Raw genomic sequence first — 25,350 nt, forward strand, 5'->3', positions numbered from 1 at the left:
GCAGCGGCGGGCAGGGCAGAACATCCACACTCAAAAGGTCAGCAATGACAAAGCAACAACAAGGCCAGGCGAGGGCAGGCGGGGCCACGGCCTAGCGCCCGGCCCGCATCTATCCGGCCCTTCTTTTTCTTCTGGGGCTGGTCCTCGCCATCGGCGGCGGCCAGCTCGCGGGCCTGGGCGGCTCGTGGTATTACCTGGTCACCGGCGTGGCGCTGCTGGCCAGCAGCGTGCTGGTCTGGCGCGGCAACGCGCTGGGCGGCTGGCTGTATGCGCTGATGCTGGCCTGGACGCTGGTGTGGTCGCTGGCCGAAGTCGGTCTGGACTTCTGGACCCTGCTGCCGCGCCTGGCCCTGCTGTTTGTGCTGGGCCTGTGGCTGCTGACGCCGCTGTACCGTCGCACCGTGGTGCGCGGCCCCATCTCCGCCCAAGGCGGCAAGGCCGCTGCCGGCGCGCTGGCCGTGGCCATGGCTGCCGTGGTGGTGGTGGGCATGGCCCGGGGTGACAAGCACGAGACCAAGGCCGCACAGGCGCTGCCCGAGATCCAGCAGACCGTGGCGGGCGAAGCCCCCCCGGACGAGTGGCACTACTACGGCAACAACCAGGGCGGCCAGCGCTTTTCGCCGCTGGAGCAGCTGACGCCGGACAACGTCCAGGGCCTGGAAGTGGCATGGACCTACCGCACCGGCGACTATCCGCCCAGCGAAGGCCCGAACCGCCGTTTTGAAGCCACGCCGCTGAAGATCGGCGACAGCCTGTACTTCTGCACGCCGCGCAACGACATCGTGGCGCTGAACGCCGAAACCGGTGAGGAGCGCTGGCGCTTCAACGCCCAGGTCAATCTGCGCGGTGTGACCGGCTCGGCCGCCTGCCGCGGTGTGGCCTACACCAAGCTGTCCGAACCGCAGCCCGGCGGCGTGTGCCAGGAACGCATCTACGGCCCGACCGTGGACGCGCGCCTGCTGGCCGTGGATGCCAAGACCGGTCGGCCTTGCGCCGACTTCGGCGTGAACGGCCAGGTCGATCTGAAGAAGGGCATGGGCGAGATCATTCCCGGCTATTACTACGTCAGCTCCATGCCCCAGGTGGTGCGTGGCAAGGTGGTGATGGGCGGCTGGGTGTCGGATGGCCAGATGACGGGCGAGCCTTCGGGCGTGATCCGCGCGTTCGACGCCACCACCGGCGCCTTCGCCTGGGCCTTCGACATGGGCAAGCCGGACTTCCACGGCGAACCGGCCGCCGGCGAGCACTACACCCGCGGCACCCCCAATTCCTGGGGCCCGATCAGTGCGGACGACCAGCTCGGCATGGTCTACATCCCCACCGGCAACGCCACGCCCGACTACTACGCGGGCCACCGCACCGAGCTGGACAACAAGTTCAGCGGCTCGGTGCTGGGCATCAATGCCGACAACGGCAAGCTGGTGTGGAACTTCCAGACCACGCACTACGACGTGTGGGACTACGACGTGGCGTCCCAGCCCAGCCTGCTGGATCTGAAGATTCAGGGCGAGACCGTGCCCGTGCTGGTGCAGCCCACCAAACGCGGCCAGAACTTTGTGCTGGACCGCCGTACCGGCAAGCCCGTGTTCGACGTGCAGGAGTTGCCGGCGCCGCAGGGCGGTGTGGAAGACCCGGCCCGCCTGTCCAAGACCCAGCCGCATTCCACCGGCATGCCCACGTTTGCCGGCCTGGATGCCGAGGAAACCTATGGCGTGGGCGAGAAGGACATGTGGGGCATGACCATGCTGGACCAGCTGTGGTGCCGCATCCAGTTCAAGAAGGCGCGCTGGGAAGGTCCGATGACCCCGGCCGGCACCGATACCGTGTTCTTCTTCCCCGGCTCGCTGGGTGGATCGAACTGGGGCAGCGTGTCGTTTGACCCGGAACGCCAGATCATGGTGGGCAACTGGAACCGCGTGCCCATGCTGCTCAAGCTGATCGACCGGGAGGAGGCCAACCGGCGCGGCCTGAAGGCGGCCGACGGTTCGCCCGGCACCTCGGTGGGTGGCGCCGTGCCCCAGGAAGGCGTGCCGTATGCCGCTGACCTGAAACCTTTCCTCTCGCCCATGGGTGCGCCGTGCATTGCACCGCCGTTCGCCTTGGTGACGGCCGTGGACCTGAACACCCAGAAGGTGATCTGGGAGCGCCGCAGCGGCACGGCGGAAGATTCCGGCGTGGCCGGTATCCGCACCCGCCTGCCCATCCCCATGGGGGTGCCGGGCCTGGGTGGCTCCATCACCACCAAGGGCGGTCTGGTGTTTGTGGCCGCGTCCGGCGAACAGTCGCTGCGCGCCATGGACCTGAAGACCGGCGATGTGCTGTGGAAAGGCCGTCTGCCTGCCGGTGGCAACGCCACGCCCATGACCTATGTGTCCAGGGACAGCGGCCGCCAGTTTGTGGTGATCGCCGCCGGCGGCCACAACCTGATGCAGACCCAGCCGGGCGACTACCTGGTGGGCTACGCCCTGCCCAAGGCCAAGCCCTGAACCTGCAGGCCGCCGTCCCTGGTGGATGGCGGCCGTTCCCTGGCGCACAGCGCGGGTTCCAGGCGCAGGCCGCGTGCCTGCCTGGGTGCTTGTATCTGCTTTGCCCCTGCCGCTCACCCCGAAGGTCTTTCGCGGTGGGCGGTTTGCTGTGTGCTCCCGCTTTCATCAGCCGTATTCCATGCCGGAGTCTCTCGGACGCGTTGGGCCATGGCGAGCCCCTCGCGTGCGCGCCAGCGCGGGAGGACCGGGAGGAGGCAGGGGCAGGGACCGCCAAAGAAAAGCCCGCTTGGTGCGGGCTTGCTTGCGATCTGCGATCTATCGCAGCTGTCAACTGCGGCAGTAGTCCTTGGCCGCTTCGTCCACGACGCACAGCAATTGGTTGGCATTGGCCAGAATGAGCCCGGACTCGGCACCCGAAAACGCCCCGAACGAGTAGTTGCCAAATGAAATGCGCAATTCAGGGAGTCTGACGGTGAACTGGCCTTCGATGCACTCCGCCTTCTCAAAATGAAGCGTGACCGAAATCAGCGGCAGGTTCGGGTAACTGAACTTGAGAAGGAACGATGCGTAGTCGTGGTTGGATCCAGGGTCGGCCGTGATGACGGCATCACTGTATTTGAATGCGCTGGAGCCATCGAGGTTGACGGCAAGTGCTTTCTGGAGATGACCCAAAAGTCCCTTCAAGGTTTTGACGTGGTGTTCCATGTGGGCAATCCGCTGGTGGGTGATGACACATCCTATGGCCAATTGCCTTCAGGCTCTACCGCAGGGCAAGTCTGTTGCAAAAAAGCGGCCCACCGAGGGAGACCGGTCTGCCTCACAAAGCTGGTTCTGACGCCGGCTGCGTGGCGGGCCACACCCGCAGTGTCGCCGTAGGTAGTGCGGCACAGGCGATGGAGCAGGTGACGGAGCAGGCGTGGGTGCTGCTTCTGGTACTGCTTCTGGTGCTGCCTGTGGCGCTATGGCGACTGAGAGGGCTGAGACGGCTGTGGCTGCCCGGCCACCAGGGCCTGGGCCAGCAGCGCGATGGAGCGTGGGGCGCAGCCTTCGGCATCGTTGCTGATGGTGACGAACGCGGGCTGGCCTGCGCCGGTGATGCCGGCGATGGTCGTGGCCAGCACGCTGCGGGTGTGCAGGTCCTCGGAGCGGATTTCGTTGAAGGGGTCGTGCTTTTTCTGTGCGTCCTGGTAGCCGTAGGCGCCGAAGCAGCGGTTCAGGCTCCAGCGGCAGACCAGGGGGCCGGGCCACAGTGCGCGCAGCAGGGGCAACTGTGCTTCGATCGGCGGCATCTTGCCGTGCAGGCCCAGGCAGTAGGTGCAGCCCTGGGCCTTCAGCACGCGGGCCAGCTCCGGGGTCAGCAGCTCGGGGTCGCGCACTTCCACGGCCACAATCACCTGCGGGTGGGCGGCCAGGGCCAGGCGCACCGCGGCCAGCATCTGTGCCAGCCGCTCCAGCAGCGCGCCGCTGCGGCGCAGCCAGTCCCAGGGCAGGGGGCTGAGCTGGAACACCAGCACGCCCAGCTTTTCGCCCAGGCCGTCCAGCGCGGGCTGGACGAACTGCTGCACGGCCAGCTCCGGCGCCAGAAACACCGGGTTGGGGGACTGGCCCTTGCCGTCTTCGCTGCGCACCTGGGCATCGGTCACCACATTGGGGCACTTGACCAGAAAGCGGAAGTCCGGCGGCACCTGCACGGCCATCTGGGCGTACTGCTCGGTGGTCAGGGGGCGCCAGAAGCTGCGGTCCACGCTGACGGTGCGCAGCAGCGGATGCTGGCCATAGGCGGTCAGCCCCTTTTTGGACAGGGTGCTGGCGTCGTACACGCCGTCCCACACCAGACCGTCCCAGCCGGGGTAGGACCAGGTGGACACGCCCATGCGCAGGCCCGCAGGCAGCTGCGCCGCCAGGGCACGCCAGCTTTCCCCGTCCGGCGCGGGCAGCACGCCGCGCGCGGCCTTGCGGGGTGCCGCAGGCGCAGCGGGCGAGGGGGCTGCCGCTGCAGTTGGAGGGGAAGGGGGTGGCAGCGCGGGCGGGGCGCCAAACAGATCGTCTTGCATGCCGTCTTGCGGAAGTGGCCTGTGGACTGTAGCGGGATTCACAAGCCCGCAAACAGACTGCCCTCATCCAGCAGGGCATGGGCGATCTCGGGGCGGTGCTCCATGCAGCGGCGCACGGCTTCGGGCAGGGCCTTGCGGGTTTTGCGGCACAGGCCGGGCATGGGTGCGAGCTCGATCTCCAGTCCGCGCAGGCCTTGCGTGCCCTGGCGGCCGGGGGCGAGGTGCAGTTGCAGGCCCAACTGGTCGACCATGCGCTGCTGCAGCTGGCGCAGCTCGGCCAGGGTCTGGACTTGTTCCAGCCGCTCGGCAAGTTTGGCTTCCTCTTCCCGCGTCAGCAGCAGGATGCGGTGGTCGCCCTGGCCGGATTCCAGCAGCGCCGCATGCCCGCAGATGCAGGCCCCGGGCGGGCAGGGCACGCGCAGGGGGAACAGCTGCAGGGTCTGGAAGGGCGGCCGGGGGGCGGGCATGGCTGCATTCTAGAAAGGCGCGGCAGGCCGTCGATCCGTATTTGCATTCGGTCACAGCCTGGGCGGCACGGGGACGGCGGTGGGCCCGGATGCTTGTGGCACACTCGTTTGTTTCCCAATTACAGCGCCATGGGGCGCCCGATTGCATGCAAAAGATCATTGGCCAGATTGCCCAGGAACTGAATGTCAAGCCGCAGCAGGTGAGCGCGGCGGTGGAACTGCTCGACGGCGGCGCCACGGTTCCGTTTGTGGCGCGTTACCGCAAGGAGGTCACGGGCGGCCTGGACGATACCCAGTTGCGCACGCTGGACGAGCGCCTGACCTATCTGCGCGAGCTGGAAGACCGCCGCGAGACCGTGCTCAAGGCCATCGACGAGCAGGGCAAGCTGACCGATGTGCTGCGTCTGGCCATTGCCCAGGCGCCGACCAAGCAGGAGCTGGAAGACATTTACCTGCCTTTCAAGCAAAAGCGCCGCACCAAGGGCCAGATTGCCAAGGAATTCGGCATCGAGCCACTGGCCGACAAGCTGTTTGCCGACCCCACGCTGGACCCGCACAAGGAGGCCGAGGCCTTCTGCCAGCCGGCGACCACGCTGGACGATGGCAAGCCTGGACCTGATTTCTCGACCACCTTCGCGGTGCTGGATGGGGTGCGTGACATCCTGTCCGAACGCTGGGCCGAAGACCCGACCCTGGTGCAGAAGCTGCGCGAATGGCTGTGGGCGGAAGGTCTGCTGCGCTCCAAGAAGGTGGAGGGCAAGAACGAGGACGACCCCGAGGTCGCCAAGTTCCGCGACTATTTCGACTACGACGAGCCCATTGGCCGCGTGCCCTCGCACCGTGCGCTGGCCGTGTTCCGGGGCCGGGCACTGGAAGTGCTGGAAGCCAAGCTGGTGCAGCCGCTGGAGCCGGAACCCGGCCAGCCCAGCCTGGCCGAAGGCCGGATTGCCCTGCACCTGGGCTGGAGCCATGCCAAGCGCGCGTCCGACGACCTGCTGCGCAAGTGCGTGGCCTGGACCTGGCGCGTCAAGCTGAGCCTGTCGACCGAGCGCGACCTGTTCAGCCGCCTGCGTGAAGACGCGGAAAAAGTGGCCATCAAGGTGTTTGGCGACAACCTGCGCGATCTGCTGCTGGCCGCCCCGGCGGGCCAGCGCACCGTGATCGGCCTGGACCCGGGCATCCGCACGGGCGTCAAGGTGGCGGTGGTCGACAGCACCGGCAAGCTGGTGGACACCACCACCATCTACCCGCACGAGCCGCGCCGCGACTGGGACGGTTCGCTGGCGGTGCTGGCGCGCCTGGTGGAAAAGCATGGCGTGAACCTGATTGCCATCGGCAACGGCACGGCCAGCCGCGAAACCGACAAGCTGGCGGCCGATCTGATCAAGATCGCCGCCAAGGCCGACAAGGCCATTGAGAAGGTGGTGGTCAGCGAAGCCGGTGCCTCGGTGTATTCGGCCAGCGAGTTTGCGGCGCTGGAGATGCCCGATGTGGACGTGAGCCTGCGCGGCGCGGCCTCGATTGCGCGCCGCCTGCAGGATCCGCTGGCCGAGCTGGTGAAGATCGACCCCAAGAGCATCGGTGTGGGCCAGTACCAGCACGATGTGAACCAGAGCGAGTTGGCCCGCCAGCTGGACGCCGTGGTCGAAGACTGCGTGAACTCCGTGGGCGTGGACCTGAACACCGCGTCGGCCCCGCTGCTCAGCCGCGTCTCGGGCCTGTCGGGCGCGGTCGCCAAGTCGGTGGTGCGCTGGCGCGATGCCAATGGCTCGTTCCAGAACCGCAAGCAGTTGATGGAGGTGGCCGGCCTGGGTGCCAAGACCTTCGAGCAGGCGGCCGGTTTCCTGCGCATCCGCGGTGGCGACAATCCGCTGGACATCACCGGCGTGCACCCCGAGACCTATGCCGTGGTGGAGCAGATCATTGTGGCCACAGGCAAGCCGGTGGACCAGATCATGGGCCGCGCCGATGTGCTCAAGGGCCTCAAGCCCGAGCAGTTCGCCAGCGAGAAGTTCGGTGCCGTGACCATCAAGGACATTCTGGGTGAGCTGGAAAAGCCCGGCCGCGATCCGCGCCCCGACTTTGTGGTGGCCCGCTTCAACGACGGGGTGGAGGACATCAAGGACCTGAAGGAAGGCATGACGCTGGAAGGCACGGTGAGCAACGTGGCCCAGTTCGGCGCCTTTGTGGACCTGGGCGTGCACCAGGACGGCCTGGTCCATGTGAGCCAGATGAGCCACAAGTTCGTGGAGGATGCGCGCGAGGTGGTCAAGACCGGCCAGATCGTCAAGGTCAAGGTGCTGGAAGTGGACGTGGCGCGCAAGCGCATCAGCCTGAGCATGAAGCTGGACGCCGCACCTGCACGCCGTGACGGCCCCCGCGACAACCGCTTTGAAAGCGCAGGCCGCGGCAACAACTATGGCGGCGGCAACCGCGGCGGCTATGCCCAGCCCCAGCGCGGCAACCAGCCGGAGCAGCAGAACGCCATGGCATCGGCCTTTGCCAAGCTGCAGGGCCTGAAGAAATAAAGCCCTGCTCTCTGAAAGAAAAAGCGGCCCACTGGGCCGCTTTTTTCATGGTCTGACAGTCCGCGGCTGCCGGGGTGCACGCGGCGTGTTCAGTTGCGCCACCTGGGGGCGATGTAATCCCACAGCGGGGTAGGGTCGCGGGTCAGGCTGGTGGGGGCGGTCGGTGCCGTCAGCGGGATGGCGCCATCCTGGGTGACATCCATGTAGGCGAGCTGCTGCATCCACCCGATATCGATACCGCCGGCGGGCGTGGGGCGGGAATAGATCAGGGCCAGCATGCGCTTGGCCGGCTCGCTGCCCATGTCGGAGGCGCGCTTGTACAGCCGGATCGCTTCGGTGTAGTTGGCGGGCACGCCTTCGCCGCGGTGGTAGACCCGGGCCTGCTTGAAGGTCTGCCAGGCACCACCGGCCTGGCCGGCGTTGCCGGACGGGCGTGATTTGAAGGTGCCTTTCTGGTCGCTGAGCACGTTCAGATTGTGTTTGGCCGCTTGCGAGCTTTTGGCGGCGCTGCGGAACTGTTCCATGGCTTCATTGGTCTTGCCCTGGGCGGCAAGTTCCATGCCCAGTTCCACCCGGGCATTGGGATCGCCGGCTTCCGCCGCCTGGCGCAGCAGCTGCTGTTTGCGTCCGGCCGTGTTGATGCCTTCACGCCGGGCAGTGGACGGCACGGCCTCATCCAGCGGCGCCACATCGTCGAGCAGCAGCCATTCCAGATAGGCGGCGCGGCCCGGGGCGGTTTTGCGCAGTGCCTGGATCCATTGCCGTGCGGCCTCGGGCTCGGGGCGCTGGCCGCAGCCATCGATGGCACACCAGGCCAGGCCGGCGGCTGCCAGGGGGTGGCCCAGTGCCTGGGCGCGCTCAAAGCTTTGCTGGGCCTGTACCGGTTGCAGGGGCGTGTGCAGGCCGTGCAGTTGCAGCAGCCCCCATTGCCAGGCGGCTTCGCGCTGGGCGCGGATGCTGGCCTCGGTGCGCTCGCCCTTGGGCAGCGGTGCCGTGGCCTGTGCCTGCAGCTGCTGGATGGCAGTGGACTTGCCGAGCTGGTCGGCCTCCAGCTGGACGGCGGGGCGGCGGCCGCGCAGTTGGTCCGCATCGATGCGGGGCGGTGTCTGCGCTTCCTGGAAGGTGATGGTGGGGCTGGGGCTTTGTCGGGGCTGTGCGAAGGCAGGGCTGCACAGCAGGGCGAGCCCCAGCCCGAGCGGCACGCAGAGCCTGGAGGTGTTCCAGGCCCCGCCGCCGACAGTCTGTCCATGGGCGGTGGGTACAAGGCGCATGGCGGTCTTTCAGTTGCCGGGGGCGGTGGGGCGCTTGGGCGTGACCTCCCATTGCAGCTGGGCCAGGCCGATGGTGGAGCCGGTCCCGGCTGCCTCACGCATCTGCGCGGCAATCTGCTCCATGCTGGTGATGCCGGGCAGTGGCTGGAAGGCCGGTTTCTGGAGTGATGCCGGCAATTGCGTGCTGACGTTCTTGTCGCTGGCAAAGCAGCCCACGGTTTCCTGGCCCGGCAGGCCGGCATCCATCACAAAACCGGGGGTGGGACTCATCCAGTCCGGAATGCGCACCGCCTGGTTGCCTGGCACCCAGCCGGACTTGTTGGTGGCATTGGGCAGGATGCGGATGACTTCGTTGCGCGCATTGCGCATGTAGCAGGACAGATAGGAGGAGCGGGAGACGGTGGCGGACAGGAAGATCTGTTCGCCCTGCTCGAACCCGGAGCGGCCCAGCATGATGTTTTCCACCTGCAGATCCACTTCGGGCGGCTGGCCTTGCTTGTCGGTGGTGATGGCGGCCGCCGTGGTGTTGTTGTTCGGTGCCGTTTCCCAGCCGATGCGCTGCAGGTGGCCGTCGGGCGACAGGGTGACGAAATTGCGCAGGCTGCGTTCATAGGTGGGGAAGTCCACCACGCCGGTGACGACCATGCGTTCATCGGTCTGAAAGCGGGCCAGTGCCGTGTGCAAGGTTGCGTCGTCCGGGTTCTCCGTGAGCAGATAGCCGCGGCGCAGCAGGGAGCGGCGCACCAGCTGGCCCCGTGTGGCCGGGCTGGCATCTTCATACCATTCGCGCATCTGGCGCATGAATTCGGGGTGGGTCTGTTCCAGCGTCAGGCATTGCCAGTAGGGGACACGCGCCCATTTGCCCAGCAGCTCGATCATGGCCAGCTCCACCAGGGTGCGGATGGCCGGGCCCGAGCCCTGGGTGTAATCACGGCCCACATTGAACTGCACGCCGTAGTTGCCGATGCGGCCCGACAGGTCCAGGCCCTGACCGCCGCTGCCGATGACGATTTCATTGGCCGAGTCCAGGCCGGGAATGATGGTGCGGCTGCGGAAATCCCCCAGGTGCAGTTCCATGCCGATGACCGAGGAACGGCGGCTCTGGCTGTAGCCGGTTTCCAGGCGGGAGGCCGAGGTGCCCATGTCGACGTTGTTGGCGATGACCTGCTGGTCCACAAAGGCCACGGCGCCGGACACATAGAGGGCGGGGCGCTGCAGGCGGATCTGGTTGTTGTTCAGCAGCAGGGTGGTCAGGTTCTGCACCGTATCCTGCTGGGCGATATTGACTTCATAGTCCACAAAGCGGAAGGCATTGCTGACGCGCGACATCTGCGACAGCGCCGTGACGATCATTTCCTTGGTGGCTACGGCAATCTTGCCGGAGTAGTCGGGGATGGACTTGCTGGTGATCAGCACGGTGCTCATGCCGGTTTCGCGGAACAGGTGGTCCATGCACATCAGCGAATCGGAGAAACTGGAGATCGACCGCGTGGGGCGCACGACTGGCCGGTTGATTTCGTTGGCCTGCGCGTGGTAGCCCGCATCCTTGGCCGGATTCATGGGCGCACAGCCTGTCAGCAGGCCTGCTGCGCTGAGCAGGCTGGTGACGGCGAGCAGGCGAGGACGACACAGGTTCCTGGGTGCGAAGGTGGTGCGCATGATTCCCTCTCGATGTTTTCCTAGTGGCCGCCCTGGTGCTCGGGCGCTGCTTTGCTTTTAGCGGCAAATGTTCACCAAATCACCACGCAACACCACGATCTGCTGCTGTCCGTTACCCGTGCGGGTGGCGCCTGTGGCATTGGTGTTGCTGCCCACATCCTGGATGCAGGTCTTGCGGTTGGCCTGTGCACCGACGATGCGGTTCACATCGCCATCGGTGTAGATGCCGCTGGTCTGGTCGTTGAAGGTCTGGGCTTCGTAGCGTGCGATCTTGGCGCGCAGGTGCATGGGCACGCCGTCCGCATCGCTGCCCAGACCCTGGGGCTTGGTGGTGCTGCCCGTGGGCAGCTGCAGATGTTCCACCGGGTTCTGCAACTGGATGGTGTCTTCGCCAGGCGCTGCCATCGTGAGTCCGGTCACGCCAAGGCAGCTGGCCATCACGAGGCTGCGCAAAAGAGGGGAAGCAGGCATGGGAACCTCCGGGAGGCGATGAGGGGGAAGGGCGTGGAGTCAGCCGGGTGGTGGCTCCACGCACTGACAGCCGTCTGCCGCAACCGGGGTTGCGGCAGGGCCTGGCCTTACTGGCAGGTCTGGCAGCCGTTGTTGGTGGAGATGTTCTGCACCGCCGACGAGCCGCTGGAAGCGTGGTTCATCACGGCCGAGCCCTTCAGCGCCACCACCTGGGTCAGTTGCTTGGCGATGTCGACCTTGCCTACGTTGGTGGCCAGGTTCTGGCGTGCATCGCCGCCCGATTCAGCCTTGTTGCCGATGTAGGCCAGCTTGCCGAACGTCATCTGCGTCAGTGCGGCACCCACGTTCACGTTGCCGGTGTTAGACGAGATGTTCTGGCGGGCATCGCCACCGGATGAGGCCTTGTTGCTGACAGCGCTCCAGCTCAGCGACGTCACTTGCACGGTCTTGCCGTCCAGGTAGATGGCGGGACCGGTGTCCTTGTCATCGTCGTGGCCGCCGGGGTGGCCGCCGGGCTTGCCAGCGAAGGCAGAGGCGGCGAGCAGGCTCAGAGAAACGACTGCGATTACTTTTTTCATGGTTGCGCTCCTAGAAGATTTCGTGACGTCCATCCGTTGACTCGCAGAGCCCATCTCTGCGGGTCGGCCTGTGGGTGCTGGTCCGCGTGGTTGGCAACACTTGCTGGCCTGGTTGAAAGTGTCCGTTTGCGTGCTTTGACAACCAATCCCGTAAATTTGGTAAGTGGGTACTACGTCTGCACACCTCCGGGAAAACGCGCGCTTTCCGAGTGCGGTGGCAATGGGGTCGAGGCTTCTGCTGACAGGCGGGAGGCAGGAAACGCGGTACAAAAATAGGTAGTGACCACATGTAAGCATTGAAAGACAGTGATGGGGGGCGCAGCGCGATGCAGACCGAGCAAGAAGTTCCGTACGTTTCCGACCCTGCGACGCTCAGGGTGGGCAGTGCCGGTGCCGCAGAAATGTCCTTGTGGCCCGATTTCATGGTGGGCCAGAGCGAGAAGCCGGTGCGTGTGCTGCTGGTGGACGACGACGCGCACATCCGCAGCGTGGTAGGGCGGGAGCTGATGGGGGATTCGCGCGTTTTGCTGGTCGGGCAGGCCGCCAGCGTCAAGGAAGCCCGGCGCCTGATGCGGGCGGAGGCTTTCGATGTGCTGCTGGCCGATCTGAACCTGGAAGACGGCACTGGCTTTGACCTGATGGGCCTGCAGCGTGCGCTGCGCCCTGCGGCGGAGACGGTCATCATCTCGGTGATGGAAGGGGATACGCAGCTGCTGCGCGCGATCGAGCAGGGGGCGGCCGGCTATCTGGTCAAGCACTCCTGGTTTGGCAGCTATGTGCAGGCGGTGCTGCAGGTGGCCAATGGCGGCGCGTCCATCACGCCGCACCTGGCACGGCGGCTGTTGCAGCGGTTGCGCGGCAACTGCGGGGAGCGCGACGCCAAGGCCTGTGTGCCGGAAAAACTCTCCGAGCGCGAGCGCGACATCCTGCGTCACGTGGCCAATGGCTATACCAGCCAGGAAATCTCGCAAAGGCTGGAAATTGCGCTGCTGACCGTCAACACCCATGTGCGCAACATCTACCGCAAGCTACAGGTGCGCAGCCGGGCGCAGGCGGTGCGTGCGGCCTTGACGCAGGGGCTGCTGTAGCGGCCGAAGCCGGAATGCCGCGGCGTCACCAGCGCAGGTCGCAGCGCCATCCCGCCTGGATGCTGGGGGCGGGCACGGCGCTGTGGCTGCTGGAGATTGCCGCCATCCTGTACTGGCATCTGGGGGCAGCATCGCCGGATGCGCTGTACGAATGGCAGAACTGGGCCGTGATCGTGGTGTTGCACCTGCTCACCGCCACCTGGTTCGGGCTGATGTGGCCCAAGGTGTTGCGCTGGCGCCGCCGCAGCAGCCTGCGGGTTTCGCCCGAAGTGCGGGCCGAGCGCGAACGCATTGCCCAGGACCTGCACGATGGTGCAGGCAGCCACCTGTCCGGGGCGCTGGCGCTGCTGGAGACGCCACAGCCGAATCTGGCGCAGGTGCGGCGGGCCGTGGAACACGCCATGTTTGCGCTGCGCGTGGAGATGGAAGCACTGGACGACGCGGACGCCTCGCTGATCGAGCGCCTGGCCTCCATGCGCTGGCGTCTGCAGCCGCTGCTGAGCGAACGTGGCATGGTCATGCAGTGGAACATGCCGATGGACGAGGCGGACACCAGCCCGCGTGCGGAAAAAGGGCTGCAGCTGGCCTTTCTGGCGCAAGAGGCCATGAGCAATGCCTTGCAGCATTCCAAGGGGACCTCTCTGCGCGTAGAACTGCAGCCCGTGCCCGTCGGTTCCTGGACCCTGGAGGTGGCGGACGACGGCTGCGGCATGGAAGACGCGCCCGTGCCACGCGCTGGCCGCAGTCAGTCCGGGCGGGGCTGGGGGGTGGACGGCATGCGGGCCCGTGCCCAGCGCATCGGGGCGCAGTTTGCGCTGGAGAGCAGCCCGGGCCGCGGCACCTGCGTGCGGGTGGTGGTGCCCGCCGATGCAATTTCTTGATCTGTGGTCAATGAGTTTGTGTAGAAATGTAAAGACAGCGGCTATGCTTGCCGCAGTCCGCACTTTCCCTTCACTTTTTGCATGCAGACCACCGAAGACCTTGCCTTGCCCTGCCAGCCGCGGGTTGTGGCCTTGCTGCTGAGCGAGCTGCTCAGTGACATGCCCAATCTGCGCCGCGTCAACCAGCTGTTTGGCTGCGACCCGGTGCTGGCCGCCAAGCTGCTGGCGCTGGCCAATTCGCCGGAGTACCAGATGGCGGGCATGGTGCGGGGCATCCCCCAGGCGCTGGCCTTGCTGGGGGTGTCGCAGCTGCGCATGCTGGTGAACGGGGCGCAGAAAGGCATGGCAGTGCGGGTGGTGCAGGGCATGGCGCTGGAGCCGTTCTGGCGGTACAGCCTGATGACGGCCAAGCTGGCGCGCTCCCTGGCGGGCATGGCCCACATGGACGGCAGCGCCGCCTATGCCGCAGGGCTGCTGCACGGCATGGGGCAACTGATGCTGCACCACACCCAGTCGGTGGCGACCGCGCCGCTGGACGAGGCCATGGACATCTGGGACCCGCGTCGCGCGCGCATGGAGGAGCGGCACTGGGGGCACTGCGCCACGCACACCACGGCGGCACTGCTCAAGCAGTGGCGTCTGCCGCGCGAGTTGGTGGACAGCTTGCAGTGCATGGAAAATCCGCTGGCCTTCGACCAGTTCGAACCCATGGCCGGCGTGCTGCACCTGGCGGTGTGGCGCATCCGCACCCAGGCCGCCCAGTGGGACGAGCGCAGCACCGCGCTGTCCTTCCCTTCCGAGGTGGGGGTGGCCATGGGGCTGGACATGGATGTGGTGATGCAGCAGGACACTTCCCGCTGGATGCATTCCGGTTTTTGAGCGGCACGCTGTAGTGCTGTCCCTGCCGGGGATGCCTGCGCGCGGGCGGCCGGCCCGCCAGCGGGCGACAGGCAGCCCCGCAGCCCGGGAGCCTGCCGGCATGGCCATCGGCGCCCAGCATGTGGCAAACCCCTAAAGTGATAGCTGCTGGTGCCGCTGTGGATTGTGTCAACGGCCAAAAAGCCTTGAAATAGCCGGACCACAGTCGGGCAACCGGCTGACAGCTGCGGCCCGCCGGTCGCAGTGCAATTCCAGTGTCACCTTCCTTGTCTGCCGAATCCCCCATGCCCGAGCACGTTCCCCCACCATCTCCTGCCGCCGACGCCCCCTCGGGGCCGCCCCGGATGGCGCGCGACCCGTCTGCGGCGCGTGCCGCGCGCTGGCGCAACGAGGAGGCCCTGCCGCACGGCACGGCCCATGCGCTGGGAGCCATGGCGGCCATGTTGCCGGCGCTGCGCCTGCTGGTGGGGCTGCTGATTGCCGCGCTGGTGATAGCGGCCCTGTATTTCGGGCGGGACATCCTGATTCCGCTGGCTCTGGCCGTGCTGCTGGGTTTTCTGCTCGACCCGGCCGTCAGCCGCATCAAGCGCTGGGGGCTGCCGCGCATGGCGGCCACCTTGCTGGTGGTGGCGATTGCGCTGGGCGGGCTGGGCGGCATGGGCGCCTACCTGACCAACCAGGTCAGCGAGCTCAGCGCCGACCTGCCCACCTACCAGAGCACGATCCGCAAGAAGCTGCGCAATCTGCGCAATCTGGTCAAGGGACCCAGCATGTGGGACGGGGCGATCAAGACCTATGACACGGTGGAAAAGGAGATCGCCGTGGCCGCCGGCCCGCCGGAGCGGGTGCAAAAGGTGGAGATCCAGCGGCCGGACGGCCGGTCCTGGGAACAGGTGCTGGGCTGGCTGGCCAAGATCAGCGCCCCGATTGCCACGGCCGGCATCGTGCTGCTGTTCGTGATTCTGATTTTGCTGGACCGCGATGGCCTGCGCGACCGCTTGCTGCGGCTGATGGGGGGCAATCTGCACGTGGCCACGGATGCGCTGGACGAGGCGTCCGAGCGCATCGGCAGCTACCTGCGCATGCAGTTCATCGTCAACGTCACCTACGGTTTTCCCATGGCCGTGGGCCTGTGGTTCATCGGTGTGCCGGGGGCGGTGCTGTGGGGCGTGCTGGCCACGGTGATGCGTTTTGTGCCCTATGTGGGACCCATGATCTCGGCCATCTTCCCGCTGGCGCTGGCCTTTGCCGTGGCCCCGGGCTGGGAGATGCTGCTGTGGACGCTGGGCCTGATCCTGCTGCTGGAGCTTCTGAGCAACAACGTCATCGAGCCCTGGCTCTATGGCAGCAGCACCGGCCTGTCCACGCTGTCCATCATTCTGGCCGCCACGTTCTGGACGGCGCTGTGGGGGCCCATCGGGTTGATTCTGTCCACGCCGCTCACGGTCTGCCTGCTGGTGCTGGGGCGCTACATCCCGTCGCTGCAGTTCATGGAGGTGCTGCTGGGCAGCGAGCCGTTGCTGGATCTGCCCCACCGCCTGTACCAGCGCCTGCTGGCCGACGATGTGGAAGAGGCCGTGGACCTGGCCGTCCATACCATCGAGGCGGCCGTGCCGGAGCGCCCCCAATCCAGCCAGCACAGCCCGGCCACCCGTGCTGCCGACCGCGCCACGGCGGTGCAGGGCTTCTACGACAGCGGCGGCATTTCCACGCTGCGCCTGGTCAGCAACCACTATGCCGATGTCGCCACGGCCGAGCACCGGCTGCGGCTGTCTTCCGGCCTAGACGAGCTGCTGGAGGAGCTGTACGAAGCCTTCCCGCCGCCCGCCGCCACGCGCAGCGGCCGGGTGCACTGTGTGGGAGCACGCTGGGACATGGACGCCCTGGCCGCCCAGATGGCCGCCCACAGCCTGGCGCTGCATGGCTATGCCGCCAGCCATGCCGGACAGCCGCTGAGCAGCGCCATCGAGCAGGCCGAAATCGCCGGCTGGCAGGACGTGCGCTGGCTGGTGCTGTCCGTGCTGCACCCGCAGCCCCAGGCCCAGGTGCGCTTCATCCTGCGGCGGCTGCGCCGCCTGCACCAGCAGACGCCCCGGATCCAAGTGGTGCTGGCGCTGTGGAACGCCCCCAGCCACCTGCTGGGCGAGGGCACGGCCCAGCGCCTGGGGGTGCAGGCCGTGGTCACCAGCGTGCAGGAGCTGGTGCTGCGCCTGCAGCAGCTGGAAGCCGCCGACGGGGCGGCGCCCGGCGGCCATGTGCCCGCGGCGCTGCCCGACGACGAGGCGGAGCGCCTGCAGGCACTGCACGCCAGCGGCCTGCTGCAGCACCCGCCGGTGCGCCTGTTCCACGATGCGGCGCAGAAAGCCGCCCATGCCTTTGGCGTGAAGTACGCCCAGGTCTCGCTGGTGGACCGGGACTGGGTGCACACCCCGGGCGGGCTGCTGGTGGCCGACGGCACGCCGCCCGAGCAGGCCGGTCTGCCGCGCGACCAGGCCATCTGTTCCTATGTGGTGCACGACCATGCGCCCGTAGTGGTGAACGATGTGGCCCGCGACCCCCGCTTTGCCGACAACCCGGTGCTGGCCGCCGCCCAGGTGCGCTTTTACGCCGGGGTACCGCTGGTGGATGGCAAGGGCCGGGTGCTGGGCAGCCTGTGCATCCTGCACGATGCGCTGCGTGGCATCAGCGCGGAAGAACTGACGCTGCTGGGCCTGATGGCGCAGGAGGTGATGGCGGCGGTGCAGGCCGACGCCGCCGCGGCGCCCCCCGGTGCGGGGGGTACGCCGCCCTTGGCACCGCCGCCATCGCCGCCGGCCGATGGCGGGCCGCGTGCGGCGGGTGAGACAGGTGAGACGAGCTAGGGGGCAGGCGGACCTGGCAGCGCTGGGGTTGCCAGTGTGATGGCCAGCGCAGGACCATCTGGTCCCGGCCGGCCCTGCGCCGGCCGTTTACATCGAGGTGGCCAGCATGTCCTCGTAATCCTGGGCCGAGGCGATGCGCGGGTTGGTGCCGTGGCAGTGGTCTTTCAGCGCACCGGCAATCACCTGGGCATACCAGCCGGTCTCCACGCCCATGGCGGCCAGGCCGGCGGGCAGGCCCAGGCGGGCGTTCATGTCGCGGATGGCTTCGGGAATGTCGCTGCCGCTGCGCAGGCCCATGGCGTGGGCCATGCGGTTCAGGCGGTCTTCGCGCTGCACGCTGTCGGCGGCGGCGTTGAAACGCACCACGGCCGGCAGGAACATGGCGTTGAGCGTGCCGTGGTGCAGGCGCGGGTTCACGCCGCCCAGGCTGTGGCTGAGACTGTGCACGCAGCCCAGCCCTTTCTGGAAGGCCATGGCGCCCTGCATGCTGGCACTCATCAGCTGGCGGCGCGCCTCGGCGTCCTGGCCGTTGCGGGTGGCGGCCTCGATATGGGCCCAGCCCCGGGTCAGCCCGTCCAGCGCAATGCCGTCGGCCGGCGGGTTGAACGCGGCGGACATGAAGGTTTCCATGCAGTGGGCAATGGCGTCCATGCCGGTGGCGGCGGTCAGCAGCGGGGGCAGGCCGTAGGTCAGTTCGGGGTCGCAGATGGCGGTCTTGGGCACCAGATGCCAGCTGTGGAAGCCCAGCTTGCGGTGGTCGTCCACGATGATGATGGCGCCGCGCGCCACTTCGCTGCCGGTGCCGCTGGTGGTGGGCACGGCAATCAGCGGGGCGACCTGTTCGGTGATGCGGGGCGAGCCGCCTTCGATGGTGGCGTAGTGGGACAGCGGCCCTGCGTGCGTGGCGGCAATGGCCACGCCCTTGGCGCAGTCGATGGCGCTGCCGCCACCGACGGCAATCAGGCCGTCGCAGCCCTGGGCCTGGTAGAGGGCTGCGGCGGCGCGCACTGCGGCTTCCGTGGGGTTGCTGGGGGTCTGGTCAAACACGGCGTGGGGCAGGTCGCCCAGCGCATCCACGGCCTTTTGCAGGATGCCCGCCGCCTTGACGCCAGGGTCGGTCACGATCAGCGGCTTGCTGATGCCCACGCGTTCGCATTCCTGGCGCAGCAGCTTCACGGCGCCAAAGTCGAACTGGATCTGGGTGACGTAGTTGATGAAAGCCATGTGGGGAATCGCTCCAAAGCAAACCAGAGATGGAAAAACGTTTCAATGTAGGGCGGGGCAGGGGCGCTGCCAAGCGCTGTAACCCGCAGGCGGGTGGGCAGACCGTCCACTGCGCGACAGTGCAGGGGCGTTAGAGGGGGAGCCCCCGCCGCGGCAACACCCGTCTGCCCGCCAGGGCGGTGTTTTTGCTGCATGATGCACAGCTTTCCCTCTCTTCAGGGAGGCCGTGCCGCTGCAAGCGTGGTGGCGCTGCCCTCGCTTGACTGCCTTGTCCGCCGTGAACGACGCCACCGACTTCCTGCCCCAGTACCCCCTGACCCCTGCGATGCGCGATGTGCTGCGCCGCATGGCACGGGCCAACCGCCCGCATATGCACCAGCTCACGCCCCAGCAGGCCCGCGCGGCCTATGAGGCCGGTGCCGGCGTGCTGGAGATCGCCAAGATCGCGCTGCCGCGGGTGGAGGAGCTGCAGATTCCCGCCCGCGACGGCGCCCTGCTGGCCGTGCGCCTGTATGCGCCCCAGGCGCAGGCACAGGGTGTAGGCGAGGGCCGGCCGCTGCCGGTGCTGATGTATCTGCACGGCGGCGGGTTTACCGTGGGCAGCATCGACACCCACGACCAGCTGTGCCGCAGCCTGGCCCACCAGGCGGGCTGCGCCGTGGTGTCGCTGAACTACCGCCTGGCGCCGGAATGGCAGTTCCCCACCGCCAGCAACGATGCCTGGGATGCGCTGCAATGGCTGGCCGCCGAAGGCACGGCGCTGGGGCTGGACACCTCCCGCATGGCCGTGGGCGGCGACAGTGCCGGCGGCACGCTGGCCGCCAGCTGTGCCATCCTGGCGCGCGATGCGGGCCTGCCGCTGGCGCTGCAGCTGCTGATCTACCCCGGCACCACCGCCCACCAGGACACGGATTCGCACGAGACCTTTGCCCACGGCCTGCTGCTGGAAAAGGAAGGCATTGCCTGGTTCTTCAGCAACTATGTGCGCGACGACGCCGACCGCGCCGACTGGCGCTTTGCCCCGCTGCTGGCCCCGGACGTGGACGGTGTAGCTCCGGCCTTCATCTGCCTGGCCGAGCTGGACCCGCTGGTGGACGAGGGCGTGGCCTATGCCGACAAGCTGCGCATGGCCGGTGTGGCGGTCGATCTGGAGATCTACCGCGGCGTGACGCACGAGTTCATCAAGATGGGCCGCGCCATCCCCGAAGCCCGCCAGGCGCAGGCCGATGCGGCCAAAGCACTGAAAGCGGCTTTGGGCGCACACTGAGAGTCAGCACTTTCCCCCCTTTCCTTTTTGTGAGAATCGCCATGCAACTCGAAGATTTCCGCTGCAAGCACCGTCTGGTGGTGCGCTGGTCCGAAGTGGACGCGCAAAGAATCGTCTTCAATGCGCATTACATGATGTATGCCGACGTGGCCGTCACCGAATACTGGCGCCAGGTCGCCATGCCTTACGAAGCCAGCTGGGCCCTGTTGGGCGGCGAGCTGTATGTGAAGAAGGCCGAAGTCACCTACCACGCTGCGGCCGTGATGGGCGATGTGCTGGACGTGGGCATACGCTGCGTCAAGCAAGGCAACACCTCGCTGCAGTTTGAATGCGGCATCTTCCGGGGCCGCCAGTTGCTGAACACCTTGCATCTGGTGTACGTGTTTGCCGACGCCGGACGCACGCCCCAGCCCGTGCACCAGGCGCTGCGCGATCTGCTCACTGCGTTTGAAGCCGGCGAAGATATGGTGCGCCTGGAGTCGGGCAGCTGGAACGACCTGGGCCGTGCCGCTGAGCGCCTGCGGGTAGACGTTTTTGTGCGCGAGCAGGGCGTGCCGCCCGAGATCGAGATGGACGAGTTCGACCCCATCTGTCGCCATGTGGTGGCGTTCAACCGCCTGAACCAGGCGGTGGGCACTGGCCGCCTGGTCAGTGATGCCCCCGGCGTGGGCCGCATCGGTCGCATGGCGGTGGCCCGTGAGCTGCGCGGCAGCCGCGTGGGCCGCCAGGTGCTGGACCGCCTGGTCGAGGCCGCCCGTACCCGGGGCGACCGCGAGGTGGTGCTGCACGCCCAGTGCCATGCCCAGAACTTCTACGCCCGCGCCGGATTTGTACCCGAAGGCGAGGTCTACGCCGAAGCCGGCATCGACCACATCACCATGCGCCGGGTGCTGTAAGCCGGACACCGGCAGGCCCAGCGATGCCCAGGCACGTGGGTGACTGGGACACTGGAGGTTGGGGAACCTGGGGGGCGCTGCAGGGACGGCAATCAGCCTGCCGGAGGCCGTGAACGCAGCACCAGGCGGCGCAGCGCCATGCCGGCGCCCAGCAACAGCCAGCAGCTGCTGTAGATGCACACGCTCCAGCACAGCAGCATCCAGCCGGGGCCTACCGCCTGCACCACGGCACCTCCGGTGAATGCTTCGCCTTCGCCCAGCGCATAGGCGGCCATCAGCAGGGCCAGTCCGTGGGCCAGCAGAAAGTGGCGGATCTGCACAATCCCCTGGTACAGGCCGAAGTGCGTGTCGAATGTGCTGGCCTGGCCCGGGTGGTTTTCCTGCAGGATGGCGGCGATCTTGCGGCGCGGGAACAGGTAGCCCAGGTACCAGAAGCCGGCGAACATGGCCGTTTTCAGCTGGGCCAGCGGGGCGTCCAGGCTGGGCGCTGGCGCCGCGGTGTCTGCCGACGTGGCGGAGGACCCAGATGCAGGCGCCGCAGATGTCGGTGCAGACGCAGGTGCAGACGACAACGCTATGGCCTGCGGCCCCTGCAGCCACCAGCGCAGCGTGAGCAGGGCCACCACCAGACCGGCCAGACCCAGCGAGACGGGGTCGAGCAGGTAGTCGTGCTGGGGGAAGGGGCTGTCGGTGTACAGGCCGAAGGTGCGCAGGGCCAGCAACGCACAGGCGGTGTGGGCAATGGGCGTGACCGGCGTGGCGGGCGGGATGTGCGTGGTGGGGTGCATGCGCGCTCCTTGGCTGCAGGCGGGGCAGCTTCAGTCTGCCCTGGCAGCCAGGGTGCGCATGGAGGCGGCGCTTGTCAAAGCGTGTCAGCCAGAATCGGTGGCCTGGGCGGCAGTTGCTGCCGCCCGGCGGTGCGCAGCAAGCCCGCGCCGGGGCTCAGATGTCTGCCAGCAGCTCGTAGGGCAGGGGCTGCAGCGCCAGGGCCACGCCGCCGGCGTTCAGGGCTTCGTCGGTCGAGGCGATCTGCAGCGAGACAATGGCATCGAATCCTCCCGCAGGGGCTGCGGCGGACTGCACCACCATGCCCACGGGCTGCTCGGCATCGCTGGCGGCAAACACTTCGGCGCCCACGGTAAGCGGCTGTTCGGCGTGTACGATGTAGGCGCGGCGCTTGAGCGTGCCGCGGAACTGGCTGCGGGCCACCACTTCCTGGCCGGGGTAGCAGCCTTTCTTAAAGTTCACGCCGCCCACGGATTCGTAGTTCAGCATCTGCGGCACGAATTGCTCCTGCACCGGCAGGCTCAAGGTGGCGATGCCGCTGGCCACTTCGCTCCACAGCCAGGCCGCGCTGTCCAGGGCCGGGCCTGCGGGCAAGGGGCTGCCGGCCGGGGCGACCCACAGCGCGCGCGGGGTCTCGCCAGCGGGATACAGCTGCACCACATGGACCGCGTCCACGCTGCGCAGCGTCCAGGGTGCGGCGTTGCCCGTGGCCTGGGTTGCGCTGTCGCCGGCCAGGCCGTACAGGGCAAAGTCGGCCGTGGCGTCGCTGAGCTTGCACTTGGCGCGCAGCACAAACATGGACAGGCGCTTGAGCATGGCGGGCAGCAGGTCCTGGCTGCACAGCAGCAGGATTTCTTCCGGCCCGGTCTTGAAGCCGATGAAGCTGGCCAGCATGCGGCCCTTGGCCGAGCAGTAGGCGGCCAGGCGGGCGTGCTGGGTGTCCAGCAGGGCGAAGTCCTGGGTCAGCTGGCCGTGCAGAAAGTTGGCGGCGTCGGCACCTTGTGCGCGAATGACGCCCAGGTGGGTGAGGGTGGCAATGCCTTGCAAAGGAGCGGTCATGGGTGAATTATGATGCCCGGTCTACCTACTTTTTGACGGTGAGGGCTTGTGCGTCGATTGCTCCAAGGGCTGCTGTGTCTGATTTTGCTGGCTGTCATGGCCGCCGGTGTGGCTGCGTGGTGGTTGGGCCAGCCTCTTCCCATGAACGGGCAGACCACGGAGCTGGAGATCGAGCCCGGTACCACGCCGCGCGGCGTGGCCCGCGAGGTGGTCAAAAGCGGTATCCAGACCGATGCCCGCCTGCTGTACGCGTGGTTCCGCCTGTCCGGCCAGGACCGCAAGATCAAGGCGGGCAACTACGAAATCCCGGCGGGCACCACGCCGTACGAGCTGCTGCAGAAGCTGGCACGCGGCGAGGAAAGCCTGCGCGCCATCACCTTTGTCGAAGGCTGGACCTTCCGCCAGATGCGCGCCGCCATGGCCAAGGATGAATTCCTGAAGCAGGACACCGCCGCGCTGAGTGAGGCAGACATCATGACCGCCCTGGGCAAGCCCGGTGTGGCCGCCGAAGGGCGCTTCTTTCCCGATACCTACACCTATGCCAAGGGCAGCAGCGGCCTGGCCGTGCTCAAGCGTGCCGCCCACGCCATGGATCGCCGCCTGGACCAGGTCTGGGCGCTGCGCACGGCCGACCTGCCGCTCAAGTCGCCCGACGAGGCGCTGATCCTGGCTAGCATTGTGGAAAAGGAAACCGGCACCGCGGCCGACCGGGGCCAGATTGCGGGCGTGTTCGTGAACCGCCTGCGCGTGGGCATGCTGCTGCAGACCGACCCCACCGTTATCTACGGCATGGGGGAGAAGTTTGATGGCAATCTGCGCCGCAACGACCTGCGCACCGACACGCCGTGGAACACCTACACCCGCCCCGGCCTGCCGCCCACGCCGATTGCCATGCCCGGCAAGGCCGCGCTGATGGCGGCGGTGCAGCCCGCAGCCACCAAGGCCCTGTACTTTGTGGCACGCGGCGACGGCAGCAGCCACTTCAGTGCCACGCTGGATGAGCACAACCGCGCCGTCAACCGCTACCAGCGTGGCGGGAACTGAATTTTTCGATGAACCGGTGGCAGGCCCGTGCGGTCTGCCGCCCACAGATTGGCTATTTGCATGACAGCGTCCCAGCTCCCGCAGGGCATTTTTCTCACCTTTGAAGGCATTGATGGGGCCGGCAAGTCCAGCCACATCGAGCGCACAGCCCAGGCCTTTCGCGACAGTGGCCGCTGCGTCACCCTCACGCGCGAGCCCGGCGGCACGCCGCTGGCCGAAAAGCTGCGCGCCCTGCTGCTGCACGACGCCATGGACCCGCTGACCGAGGCCCTGGTGGCCTTTGCCGCCCGCCGCGACCACCTGGTGCAGGTGATCGAGCCGGCACTGGCACGGGGCGATGTGGTGATCAGCGACCGTTTCACCGACGCCACCTTTGCCTACCAGGGCGCGGGACGCGGCTTTGACTGGGACAAGCTTTGTCAGCTGGAACAACTGGTGCAGGCCGTGCCGGCGCTGGAAGGCCTGGGGGCGCAGCATCCGGAAGCGGCCATCCGCCAGCCGGACCTGACCATCTGGTTCGACCTGCCGGCGGCCGTGGCTGCCGAGCGCCTGACCACGGCCCGTGTGCCCGACAAGTTCGAGGCCCAGCCCGGCGCATTTTTTGCCGCCGTGGCCGCTGGCTACGCCCGCCGCGCGGAGGCGGCGCCGCAGCGCTTTGCCCGCATTGACGCCAACACCAGCCGTGAGGCCGTGTGGCAGCAGGTGGCCGATGTGCTGCAGGCCCGAGGCTGGCTGCAGCCGGGAGTGCTGGCATGAGCGTTGGCATGAGTGCAGAAACCCCTGTGGTGCAGGACGGCATGCAGTTGGCCCCCTGGCTGGCCAGCCAGCGCAACGAGTTGCTGGCCCAGCGCGGCCATGCCTGGCTGCTGCAAGGGCCTTCGGGCCTGGGGCAGTTCCCGCTGGGTATGTCCCTGGTGCGGGCCTGGCTGTGCGACCAGCCTGGAGAGCAGGGCGCCTGCGGCCACTGCGGCAGCTGCCACGCCATTGACGTGCACACCCACGCCGACCTGTGCGTGCTGATGCCCGAGACCGCCATGCTGGCCTTGGGCTGGCCCTTGCCGGAAAAGGCCCAGGCCGAGATCGACGACAAGAAGCGCAAGCCCAGCAAGGACATCCGTGTGGATGCCATGCGCGATGCGGTGGAGTTCTGCCAGCGCACCAGTGCGCGCGGCAAAGGCAAGGCCGTGCTGGTCTACCCGGCCGAACGGATGAATGCCATCACCGCCAATGCGCTGCTGAAGACGCTGGAGGAGCCGCCCGGTGACGTGCGCTTTGTGCTGGCCACCGAGGCGGTGCACCAGTTGCTGCCCACCATCCGCAGCCGCTGCCTGTCGCACACCATGCGCTGGCCGCAGGAGGACCAGATGCTGACCTGGCTGCAACAGCAGGGCCTGGCCGAGGATGCGGCCCGTGCCTGGCTGCGTGCCGCCGGCGGGCGGCCGGAAGATGCGCTGGCCCTGTCGCGCAGCGGGCGCGACGTGGCGGCCTGGGCCCGCCTGCCCAAGGCCGTGGCCGCCGGGGATGTGACGGCCCTGGCCGATATGCCGCCGCCCGTGGTGGTGGAGAGCCTGCAGAAGCTGTGCCACGACCTGATGAGCGTGGCCAGCGGTGCGCAGCCGCGCTATTTCCAGCCGCAGGACCTGCCCAAGGCGCCGTCGCAGATGGTGCTGGCGCGCTGGGCCAAGTCGCTGGCGCAGGAGGCGCGCACGGCCGAACACCCCTTCAATGCCGGCCTGATGCTGGAAGCGCTGGTAGCCCAGGCCCGCAGCGTGCTGCAGGCGCGGCACTGAGCCCTGTAGCGGACCGCTGGTGCCCTGGGGGCTGACCGGGCCGATTGCGGGGTGGTGTCTG

Annotated in this window: 21 protein-coding genes; 11 read left to right on the forward strand and 10 right to left on the reverse strand. The window is 67.6% G+C overall.

The window, feature by feature from the left end; genetic code table 11:
• Positions 1–107: 107 nt before the first annotated feature.
• Entirely contained in the window at positions 108–2,486 is a 2,379-nt protein-coding gene (locus KW830_RS03110; protein WP_218332607.1) for a membrane-bound PQQ-dependent dehydrogenase, glucose/quinate/shikimate family, read from the forward strand.
• A gap of 327 nt (positions 2,487–2,813) precedes the next feature.
• Here the strand turns inward: KW830_RS03110 and KW830_RS03115 are convergent, their stop codons facing one another.
• The 3 genes from KW830_RS03115 to KW830_RS03125 form a co-directional block, all read right to left on the reverse strand.
• Positions 2,814–3,191, reverse strand: coding sequence for a hypothetical protein (locus tag KW830_RS03115; protein ID WP_127446219.1), 378 nt, complete (start codon positions 3,189–3,191; stop codon positions 2,814–2,816).
• 254 nt (positions 3,192–3,445) lie between these two features.
• Positions 3,446–4,540, reverse strand: coding sequence for a DUF72 domain-containing protein (locus tag KW830_RS03120; RefSeq protein ID WP_218332078.1), 1,095 nt, complete (start codon positions 4,538–4,540; stop codon positions 3,446–3,448).
• A gap of 38 nt (positions 4,541–4,578) precedes the next feature.
• Positions 4,579–5,007, reverse strand: a complete 429-nt coding sequence (locus tag KW830_RS03125) for a hypothetical protein (RefSeq protein WP_218332080.1) — start codon at positions 5,005–5,007, stop codon at positions 4,579–4,581.
• Positions 5,008–5,153: 146 nt separating this feature from the next.
• On the opposite strand from KW830_RS03125, the gene KW830_RS03130 reads away from it, so the two are divergent.
• Positions 5,154–7,535 carry a Tex family protein gene (locus KW830_RS03130; protein WP_218332082.1) on the forward strand — a complete coding sequence of 794 codons (2,382 nt, stop codon included), beginning with the start codon at positions 5,154–5,156 and terminating at the stop codon, positions 7,533–7,535.
• Between the two features lie 89 nt (positions 7,536–7,624).
• Here KW830_RS03130 and KW830_RS03135 read toward each other — a convergent pair whose 3' ends face one another.
• The 4 genes from KW830_RS03135 to KW830_RS03150 all read right to left on the reverse strand — a co-directional run bounded on the left by KW830_RS03135 (position 7,625) and on the right by KW830_RS03150 (position 11,514).
• A complete protein-coding gene (locus KW830_RS03135) occupies positions 7,625–8,806 on the reverse strand; it encodes a tetratricopeptide repeat protein (RefSeq protein ID WP_127446218.1) in 1,182 nt (393 codons plus the stop codon).
• Between the two features lie 9 nt (positions 8,807–8,815).
• A complete protein-coding gene (locus KW830_RS03140) occupies positions 8,816–10,465 on the reverse strand; it encodes a DUF4384 domain-containing protein (RefSeq protein WP_192333976.1) in 1,650 nt (549 codons plus the stop codon).
• 57 nt (positions 10,466–10,522) lie between these two features.
• Entirely contained in the window at positions 10,523–10,936 is a 414-nt protein-coding gene (locus tag KW830_RS03145; RefSeq protein WP_127446217.1) for a hypothetical protein, read from the reverse strand.
• A 107-nt stretch (positions 10,937–11,043) separates the two neighbouring features.
• Complete coding sequence (locus KW830_RS03150; protein WP_066532596.1) at positions 11,044–11,514, reverse strand: hypothetical protein; 471 nt, start codon at positions 11,512–11,514, stop codon at positions 11,044–11,046.
• Positions 11,515–11,915: 401 nt separating this feature from the next.
• On the opposite strand from KW830_RS03150, the gene KW830_RS03155 reads away from it, so the two are divergent.
• From KW830_RS03155 to KW830_RS03170, 4 genes are all read left to right on the forward strand, one after another.
• The gene (locus KW830_RS03155; protein ID WP_255578050.1) at positions 11,916–12,602 is read left to right on the forward strand and encodes a response regulator transcription factor; all 687 of its coding nucleotides are present in this window, start codon (positions 11,916–11,918) and stop codon (positions 12,600–12,602) included.
• 14 nt (positions 12,603–12,616) lie between these two features.
• Entirely contained in the window at positions 12,617–13,483 is an 867-nt protein-coding gene (locus tag KW830_RS03160) for a sensor histidine kinase (RefSeq protein WP_218332086.1), read from the forward strand.
• 81 nt (positions 13,484–13,564) lie between these two features.
• Positions 13,565–14,362 (forward strand): HDOD domain-containing protein, encoded by a 798-nt coding sequence (locus KW830_RS03165; RefSeq protein ID WP_066532589.1) that lies wholly within the window; start codon positions 13,565–13,567, stop codon positions 14,360–14,362.
• Between the two features lie 284 nt (positions 14,363–14,646).
• On the forward strand, positions 14,647–17,223 hold the full coding sequence (locus KW830_RS03170) for an AI-2E family transporter (protein WP_218332088.1): 2,577 nt from the start codon (positions 14,647–14,649) through the stop codon (positions 17,221–17,223).
• An 87-nt stretch (positions 17,224–17,310) separates the two neighbouring features.
• Here KW830_RS03170 and KW830_RS03175 read toward each other — a convergent pair whose 3' ends face one another.
• Complete coding sequence (locus KW830_RS03175) at positions 17,311–18,447, reverse strand: iron-containing alcohol dehydrogenase (RefSeq protein WP_066532587.1); 1,137 nt, start codon at positions 18,445–18,447, stop codon at positions 17,311–17,313.
• 325 nt (positions 18,448–18,772) lie between these two features.
• Here KW830_RS03175 and KW830_RS03180 point away from each other — a divergent pair, with 325 nt between their 5' ends.
• Together KW830_RS03180 and KW830_RS03185 are read left to right on the forward strand one after the other, a co-directional pair.
• Positions 18,773–19,714, forward strand: a complete 942-nt coding sequence (locus KW830_RS03180) for an alpha/beta hydrolase (protein ID WP_218332608.1) — start codon at positions 18,773–18,775, stop codon at positions 19,712–19,714.
• 41 nt (positions 19,715–19,755) lie between these two features.
• The gene (locus KW830_RS03185; RefSeq protein ID WP_218332090.1) at positions 19,756–20,610 is read left to right on the forward strand and encodes a GNAT family N-acetyltransferase; all 855 of its coding nucleotides are present in this window, start codon (positions 19,756–19,758) and stop codon (positions 20,608–20,610) included.
• Between the two features lie 92 nt (positions 20,611–20,702).
• On the opposite strand, the gene KW830_RS03190 is transcribed toward KW830_RS03185, so the two are convergent.
• Both KW830_RS03190 and KW830_RS03195 read right to left on the reverse strand, forming a co-directional pair.
• Positions 20,703–21,398 carry a hypothetical protein gene (locus KW830_RS03190; RefSeq protein WP_218332091.1) on the reverse strand — a complete coding sequence of 232 codons (696 nt, stop codon included), beginning with the start codon at positions 21,396–21,398 and terminating at the stop codon, positions 20,703–20,705.
• Between the two features lie 154 nt (positions 21,399–21,552).
• Positions 21,553–22,455 carry a folate-binding protein YgfZ gene (locus KW830_RS03195; protein WP_218332092.1) on the reverse strand — a complete coding sequence of 301 codons (903 nt, stop codon included), beginning with the start codon at positions 22,453–22,455 and terminating at the stop codon, positions 21,553–21,555.
• A gap of 96 nt (positions 22,456–22,551) precedes the next feature.
• On the opposite strand from KW830_RS03195, the gene mltG reads away from it, so the two are divergent.
• Genes mltG through KW830_RS03210 form a run of 3 tightly spaced genes read left to right on the forward strand, consistent with a single transcriptional unit; the run spans position 22,552 to position 25,289 of the window.
• Positions 22,552–23,499: an endolytic transglycosylase MltG gene (gene mltG, locus KW830_RS03200; protein WP_370626098.1), complete on the forward strand. Its 948-nt coding sequence runs from the start codon at positions 22,552–22,554 to the stop codon at positions 23,497–23,499.
• Positions 23,500–23,559: 60 nt separating this feature from the next.
• Positions 23,560–24,255: a dTMP kinase gene (gene tmk / locus KW830_RS03205; RefSeq protein ID WP_218332093.1), complete on the forward strand. Its 696-nt coding sequence runs from the start codon at positions 23,560–23,562 to the stop codon at positions 24,253–24,255.
• 8 nt (positions 24,256–24,263) lie between these two features.
• Complete coding sequence (locus KW830_RS03210) at positions 24,264–25,289, forward strand: DNA polymerase III subunit delta' (protein WP_172591798.1); 1,026 nt, start codon at positions 24,264–24,266, stop codon at positions 25,287–25,289.
• The last annotated feature ends 61 nt before the right edge of the window (positions 25,290–25,350 follow it).

Origin of the sequence: Comamonas sp. CMM03 (assembly GCF_019218715.1) — a bacterium.
Taxonomy (GTDB): Bacteria; Pseudomonadota; Gammaproteobacteria; order Burkholderiales; family Burkholderiaceae_C; genus Comamonas; species Comamonas terrigena.

Bases quoted from the DNA above. Each gene is read 5' to 3' on its own strand.
- KW830_RS03115 (WP_127446219.1), bottom strand. From the start codon at position 3,191: ATGGAACACCACGTCAAAACCTTGAAGGGACTTTTGGGTCATCTCCAG.
- KW830_RS03120 (WP_218332078.1), bottom strand. From the start codon at position 4,540: ATGCAAGACGATCTGTTTGGCGCCCCGCCCGCGCTGCCACCCCCTTCC.
- KW830_RS03125 (WP_218332080.1), bottom strand. From the start codon at position 5,007: ATGCCCGCCCCCCGGCCGCCCTTCCAGACCCTGCAGCTGTTCCCCCTG.
- KW830_RS03130 (WP_218332082.1), top strand. From the start codon at position 5,154: ATGCAAAAGATCATTGGCCAGATTGCCCAGGAACTGAATGTCAAGCCG.
- KW830_RS03135 (WP_127446218.1), bottom strand. From the start codon at position 8,806: ATGCGCCTTGTACCCACCGCCCATGGACAGACTGTCGGCGGCGGGGCC.
- KW830_RS03140 (WP_192333976.1), bottom strand. From the start codon at position 10,465: ATGCGCACCACCTTCGCACCCAGGAACCTGTGTCGTCCTCGCCTGCTC.
- KW830_RS03145 (WP_127446217.1), bottom strand. From the start codon at position 10,936: ATGCCTGCTTCCCCTCTTTTGCGCAGCCTCGTGATGGCCAGCTGCCTT.
- KW830_RS03150 (WP_066532596.1), bottom strand. From the start codon at position 11,514: ATGAAAAAAGTAATCGCAGTCGTTTCTCTGAGCCTGCTCGCCGCCTCT.
- KW830_RS03155 (WP_255578050.1), top strand. From the start codon at position 11,916: ATGTCCTTGTGGCCCGATTTCATGGTGGGCCAGAGCGAGAAGCCGGTG.
- KW830_RS03160 (WP_218332086.1), top strand. From the start codon at position 12,617: ATGCCGCGGCGTCACCAGCGCAGGTCGCAGCGCCATCCCGCCTGGATG.
- KW830_RS03165 (WP_066532589.1), top strand. From the start codon at position 13,565: ATGCAGACCACCGAAGACCTTGCCTTGCCCTGCCAGCCGCGGGTTGTG.
- KW830_RS03170 (WP_218332088.1), top strand. From the start codon at position 14,647: ATGCCCGAGCACGTTCCCCCACCATCTCCTGCCGCCGACGCCCCCTCG.
- KW830_RS03175 (WP_066532587.1), bottom strand. From the start codon at position 18,447: ATGGCTTTCATCAACTACGTCACCCAGATCCAGTTCGACTTTGGCGCC.
- KW830_RS03180 (WP_218332608.1), top strand. From the start codon at position 18,773: ATGCGCGATGTGCTGCGCCGCATGGCACGGGCCAACCGCCCGCATATG.
- KW830_RS03185 (WP_218332090.1), top strand. From the start codon at position 19,756: ATGCAACTCGAAGATTTCCGCTGCAAGCACCGTCTGGTGGTGCGCTGG.
- KW830_RS03190 (WP_218332091.1), bottom strand. From the start codon at position 21,398: ATGCACCCCACCACGCACATCCCGCCCGCCACGCCGGTCACGCCCATT.
- KW830_RS03195 (WP_218332092.1), bottom strand. From the start codon at position 22,455: ATGACCGCTCCTTTGCAAGGCATTGCCACCCTCACCCACCTGGGCGTC.
- mltG (WP_370626098.1), top strand. From the start codon at position 22,552: ATGGCCGCCGGTGTGGCTGCGTGGTGGTTGGGCCAGCCTCTTCCCATG.
- tmk (WP_218332093.1), top strand. From the start codon at position 23,560: ATGACAGCGTCCCAGCTCCCGCAGGGCATTTTTCTCACCTTTGAAGGC.
- KW830_RS03210 (WP_172591798.1), top strand. From the start codon at position 24,264: ATGAGTGCAGAAACCCCTGTGGTGCAGGACGGCATGCAGTTGGCCCCC.